This window comes from Desulfobacter vibrioformis DSM 8776, assembly GCF_000745975.1.
Taxonomy (GTDB): domain Bacteria; phylum Desulfobacterota; class Desulfobacteria; order Desulfobacterales; family Desulfobacteraceae; genus Desulfobacter; species Desulfobacter vibrioformis.
The window spans coordinates 1-5,742 of record NZ_JQKJ01000061.1 but is presented as its reverse complement, the minus strand read 5'-3'; the positions used below and the strand labels follow the sequence as shown (position 1 = coordinate 5,742).

Annotated in this window: 4 protein-coding genes and 1 pseudogene; 3 read left to right on the top strand and 2 right to left on the bottom strand. The window is 46.9% G+C overall.

All coding sequences use genetic code 11. From position 1 onward, the window contains the following. Window positions 1-79: 79 nt before the first annotated feature. Window positions 80-877, top strand: a pseudogene (locus Q366_RS18865) (IS982 family transposase); the annotation flags it as partial. A 19-nt stretch (window positions 878-896) separates the two neighbouring features. After that, a complete protein-coding gene (locus Q366_RS20575; protein WP_051958167.1) occupies window positions 897-1,517 on the top strand; it encodes a hypothetical protein in 621 nt (206 codons plus the stop codon). A 352-nt stretch (window positions 1,518-1,869) separates the two neighbouring features. On the opposite strand, the gene ltrA (Q366_RS18860) is transcribed toward Q366_RS20575, so the two are convergent. Together ltrA (Q366_RS18860) and Q366_RS21455 are read right to left on the bottom strand one after the other, a co-directional pair. Continuing rightward, the gene (gene ltrA, locus Q366_RS18860) at window positions 1,870-3,180 is read right to left on the bottom strand and encodes a group II intron reverse transcriptase/maturase (protein ID WP_245620021.1); all 1,311 of its coding nucleotides are present in this window, start codon (window positions 3,178-3,180) and stop codon (window positions 1,870-1,872) included. A 30-nt stretch (window positions 3,181-3,210) separates the two neighbouring features. Continuing rightward, window positions 3,211-3,363: a hypothetical protein gene (locus tag Q366_RS21455; RefSeq protein WP_156968241.1), complete on the bottom strand. Its 153-nt coding sequence runs from the start codon at window positions 3,361-3,363 to the stop codon at window positions 3,211-3,213. A gap of 1,120 nt (window positions 3,364-4,483) precedes the next feature. On the opposite strand from Q366_RS21455, the gene ltrA (Q366_RS18855) reads away from it, so the two are divergent. Continuing rightward, window positions 4,484-5,742: group II intron reverse transcriptase/maturase (ltrA, locus tag Q366_RS18855; RefSeq protein ID WP_156968240.1), on the top strand; the 1,259-nt coding region annotated here is incomplete at its 3' end.

The window sequence follows — 5,742 nt, the reverse complement described above, 5'->3', positions numbered from 1 at the left end:
ACGTGATGTGCAACTTTTTTTGACAACATGATTATATTCCCGATAGGCACTGATAATATCAGACAGGGAGGATAGAGTTATGTTGTCAATAGAAGATTTTATAATTGAAATATATTGTCGGACAGATGATTCTTTGAAAGAAATTTCCCGGGGTATAAAATTACGCAGCCGGGGTTTTCCTCCTTCGCTATCCGATAGCGAGGTCATTACCATGGAAATTGTGGGTGAATACATCGGAATTGACACCGATAAGGGGATATGGGAATACTTTCGGCGTCATTGGCTACACTTTTTTCCCGATCTTGGTTGCCGGACAACCTTTGCGCGCCAAGCCGCAAATCTCTGGTATTGGAAATTAAAACTTCAGCGCAGGTTTGCAAAAGAATGTGGAGCCTTTGATGACAATATTCATCTTGTTGACGGTTTTCCATTACCTGTATGTCATTTCAAACGGGCTTATTTTTCCCGAATTTTCAAAGGTGATGCCACATACGGATATTGTGCCGCCAAAGATGAAAAATATTACGGATTCAAAGGCCATGTGCTGATCAGCCTTTCTGGTGTAATTTCGTCCTTCACCCTGACTGCTGCCAACGCCGAGGAACGGGATGCCTTGTGGGAAATGCTTTGCGGCATCCGGGGGCTCGTCATTGGGGATAAAGGTTATATAAGCGACTTTCTACATAACGAATTGCTTTTGTACGGCATTGATCTGCAGACACCTTTTCGTTCGAATATGAAAGATGACCGTCCTCCAGAATCCGTCCGAATTATGACATCGGTTCGCAGAGAAGTCGAAACAGTAATCGGACAACTTTGCGAACGCTTTAATATTGAGAAAGTGCGTGCAAGAGATTTGTGGCATCTGACAAAAAAATGAGTTTGATCTATTTGAAATGGACAAAGAATTATTAAACGTTTCACTTACTGGAGCTTTTATTTGTGATGTTAAAGCTGAAAACAAAATTAGATTTGAAATAGATGACACCCATATAAAATCATTCCTTTTTCCTGAGACGACGATGGATTTAGGAGATGTTTATTTTAATGCAGAAAGTTACGATACTCTTAGGGATATATATATTTCGATAGTGGGCAGTATTTTGATAAGGCTTAAAATTGATCACAAATTAAGTATCGTTAGGATACCTTCTACTATTTACTACAACAACTTTAACGAAAAAGATAAAATTTTTTTTAACGCTATCAAAGAAGATGATAATAGTACTCAGGATATTATAAAAAAAGGATCGACTGCAATTATACCAGTCAGCCTAAAAAGTTCAACTTTTACGAAAGATTTTATGAAAAAGGTGCAAACAAAATTATATGAAAATAAGAAATTGAAAAGAAATGATATCGATGGCGTCATGGGGAAAAGGACAGAATTGGCATTAAACCATTTTCGAATAGAAAATGGTTTAAAGGAAACGAAAGGTGTTAATTTTGTAACTTTATCAAAACTAAAGGTACCCCTTATGTGGAGTGATATCAAAGCACTTGCGGATCTCGAATAACACTTGGTAAAGATGACAGGAAATCAATTTTAATGTGGGGTGTCTAAAAACCCGCTTTTTACCCCTCTTTTTTTGCTCGGTTTTTGGGCCTGCTATAATCGGCTGAAACGCCTTATCTGATAGGCTTTTCAACGACACAAAAGAGGGCCAAAAAATGAGCAATCGAAAAAGGCAGATTTAGACACCCCAATTTTAATGTATTCGTAAAACTAAATTGTATAGAATGCTTAATTTTGCTGAAAGATCAAAAGAATATTGCACAATCGGGATAGGACTCCCCATCACTGAGGAGCCCTCCCACACCACCCGGCATACGGATCGCGTACCAGGGCGGTTCGGCTGATTTCAGAAATCAGTTCCCGGGCAGATATAATCCTTTTTCGATAAAATATCTCTCAGGCATGGCAATGGCCACCCATTTGATTTTGCTCATGTGCCAGTACTTTTTCCGGGCATTGCCGCAAAGCATGGCATCATGGTGAGCAATACCAAGTTTCTCAAGGTTCCGAACCCTGGTTTTAGGATTTTTCCATTGTTTCCAGACAAGACTTCGCAGCCTTCGCATTATCCAGATTTTGAGACCTTTGAGGAAGGATTGGGCCTCTGTAAGCCGGAAATAATTCCACCATCCCCGAAAATATTGGTTCAATTCCTGAATGACCTGCCACAGGCTTTTACCCCGCTTGCGGCTGGTTAATTCCCGGACTTTATCCTTGAACCGTTTCATGCTCTTGGCGTGAATCCGAATCTTGGACTGCCCACACATTTGGAAGTATGTGAATCCGAGGAATTTGCGTAACCACGGTCTGCTGACAGCACTTTTGTCCTGGTTTACTTTAAGCTTGAGTTTCACGGTCAGAAACCTGGTGATACTCTGCATAACCCTTTCGGCCGCTTTCCGGCTTTTGCAGAAGATCATAAAGTCATCGGCATAACGGACATATCGGTGCCCTCGTTTCTCCAGTTCCTTGTCCAGCTCATCAAGGACGATGTTGGACAGCAAAGGAGAGAGCGGGCCTCCCTGGGGAGTTCCTTCTTCCGTAGGAATCGTAGCGCCTGAGATCATTACGCCGGATCTTAGATATTGCCGTATCACTTTTAATACGCGCTTATCCTTGATTCTGCCGGCGAGTTTACTCATCAGGCGGTCGTGCGAAACCCGGTCGAAAAATTTGGACAGGTCCATATCGACGACATAGGTATAACCTTCAACCATGTACCTTTTACCCTGCACCACCGCATCGTGTGCGGATTTGCCGGGTCTGAATCCATAGCTGTATTCAGAGAAAAAAGGTTCCCATACCTGTTCCAGGATTTGGGCTATGGCCTGCTGTATAAATCGGTCAAGCACCGTGGGTATTCCAAGTAATCGGACACCGCCGTCCGGTTTGGAGATTTCCTTCCGCTTCACCGGTAACGGTTTATGCTTACAATTAAGCAGGTCTTGTTCAATTTCAGGCCAGTGCTTTGCCAGGTAGTTCCCGAGTTGACTGGTTTTCATACCATCTACGCCGGGCGCACCTTTGTTGGCACAAACCTGTTTCCATGCCCGGATAATGTTGTTGCGTTCAAGGATCATCTCCATTAACCGGTCATTGTTTCCCAGACGTTCGGCAATCTGTGACGCTGGGAACAGTTCCATCTGCTGTGGCTGTCTGCTCACAAGTACACACCTCCTATTTGTCGTTATCATTTACCCGGACCATTCGGCCCAGGCACCGTTCAGGCCTTCACCAGGGTGAGTCCTCCCCGCTTTGCGGGGCTCGTTTCCACCGGCTACTATGCCTTCTGCTGACTTCTCCCATGCGATCAGGACCGGTTGCCCGGCCCTCAGCCGTTTCGGCACATGGGAGACCTCCCGGGGTAAACACATGCCTTTCAGTACGTGAATGCCGAGTTTACGGACATACCCTGTAATGGATAGAGGACTTTACCTTGTTGTGCAGGCTCGTCCCGGTATGTGCGCCTTATATCCGATTCCTGTACGTCATCCCGTACCTTCGCGGTACCTTGCCTCAGCAAGGCGGCTTCCTCCCGAAGCACCGTCACCGGTACCCCGTTGCACTACCGCTACACCCTTCGCCTCCATCTGGCTGGGCCTAAGACTTGCCAAATGTTTGGAAATCCATTACATTTGACTCACTTTTAAGAACATGTGCCGTGCCCGGCACACACAAAACGCTGCAGCCCGACCCGGGGAGGCTATCGACTTTTCGAAAGCTCTTGGTTTTGGAAAAAACTTGGCTTCGACAACCTGCTCGGCTATATGCCCCGGGCGGCTGAGCTCCCCGTTGGGGTGCGACACGAGGTCGCATTATTGGCTGTTTGGCGGGCCTGTCGGTCCTGACCAAACCCGGCATTCTCCTGCCGGTACCCTAGGTGGCATGCGGTTGCCGGTGCATCCGGCAGCGGTGTGAAGCCCAACCGACAAGTACCGAATTCCGCAATTTCGGAAGGGGTGAAAGCCGTGAGGCGGATACCCTCCTGGAAGCCTCATTCCGGGTGAGGGCAAGGGTTTGGATGATATGGTCAAATTAATTGAATGTTCCTTAAGCGTCGTCAGGGAGAACAAGCTAAAGAGGCTGGTAAGCTTGGACCAAAAGGTGAGCGGTCAGGTTGCAGGTTTCGTAACTGCCTGCACGGAGATGTTGCGCCGCCGGTGCAGTGGGCAGGCCTAAGTCATCCATTAATTGGCAATAATGCGGAACGTGGAAACCCCGTATCCTCGCCGGGACTATTCGGCAGGTGAAACCGCAAGGCACACTGATGGGGGTGCGGGAGTAAGATGCAGGAAAAAGCGAATGCCATCTTGTAATGAGGCGGATACGGATTGAGATGGATCAATTGATTATCAACATTACCCGGCCCGAAAGGGAGCTGACGTCCGGCGGGTGTGACTACAGACGCACCCGGGCAGGTGTTTCTTTGCGAGATAATCTGGAGAATCTTTGAAGATGGGAAAGCAAATGACGGCAATAGCTGGTGCGCCCATCGGCAGTTTCAGAAACTGGAAATCCATTCATTGGCCGACCATCTATGAAGCCGTTAAAAGACTGCAAATGCGTATCGCAAAGGCTGTGAAGGAAGGAAGGTATGGAAAGGCCAAGGCCCTTCAATGGCTTCTGACCCACTCCTACCATGCAAAGCTGTTAGCTGTAAAACGCGTGACCTCTAATAAAGGAAAGCGCACACCAGGTGTCGACAACGTCACCTGGAAAACTGCCAGGCAGAAATTCCAGGCAGCAGGTGGCCTCAAAAGAAGAGGATACCGGCCATCGTCGCTCAGGCGAATCTATATCCCCAAGAAAAACGGCAAGAAACGTCCGCTAAGTATTCCGACCATGACCGACAGGGCTGTCCAGGCGCTGTATAAACTGGCATTGGAACCCATAGCAGAAACACTGGCCGACCACAATTCATACGGATTCAGGTCACACAGACGCTGTGCGGATGCCATATCCCAATGCTTTAATACACTGGCCAAGAAAGCCTCTCCGGTCTGGATTCTTGAAGCAGATATCAAAGCCTGTTTTGATGAAATCAGCCATGACTGGATGATCGAGCATATTCCTATGGATAAGATGGTCCTCTCTAAATGGCTGGCTTCCGGGTTTATGGAAGACGGTAAACTATTTCCAACAAACCGAGGCACACCCCAGGGAGGCATTGCCTCTCCAATACTTGCCAACATGGTTCTGGACGGCATAGAAGGAACTGCTAAATCCGTGGCACCGGTCCGAGACCGACGCAACGGAAATGATATCAGTTCCAAAATCAATGTCATCCGGTATGCTGATGATTTCATTGTTACAGGTGCAAGCCGGGAACTTCTTGAATCCAAGGTCAAACCGGCAATAATCAGTTTTCTTTCGAAACGGGATCTATCCCTGTCCGAAGAGAAGACACTGATTACCCGTATAGACAAAGGGTTCGACTTTCTCGGACAAAACGTTCGAAAGTATGACGGCAAACTGCTCATTAAACCGTCCAGGAAAAATGTGCAGACCTTCATGCGCAATATCAACGAAACGTTCAGGAAGCACCGGGGGTCAGAAGCTCAGGCTCTGATTCATGATCTTAACATGAAAATACGGGGCTGGGCCAACTACCATAAACATGTTGTCTCGGCAGATACTTTCAGCTATGTTGACGGGTATATCTGGAATGAAGCGTGGCAATGGGTGAAGCGGCGTCACCGGAACAAAAGCATCCAATGGCTGAAAAG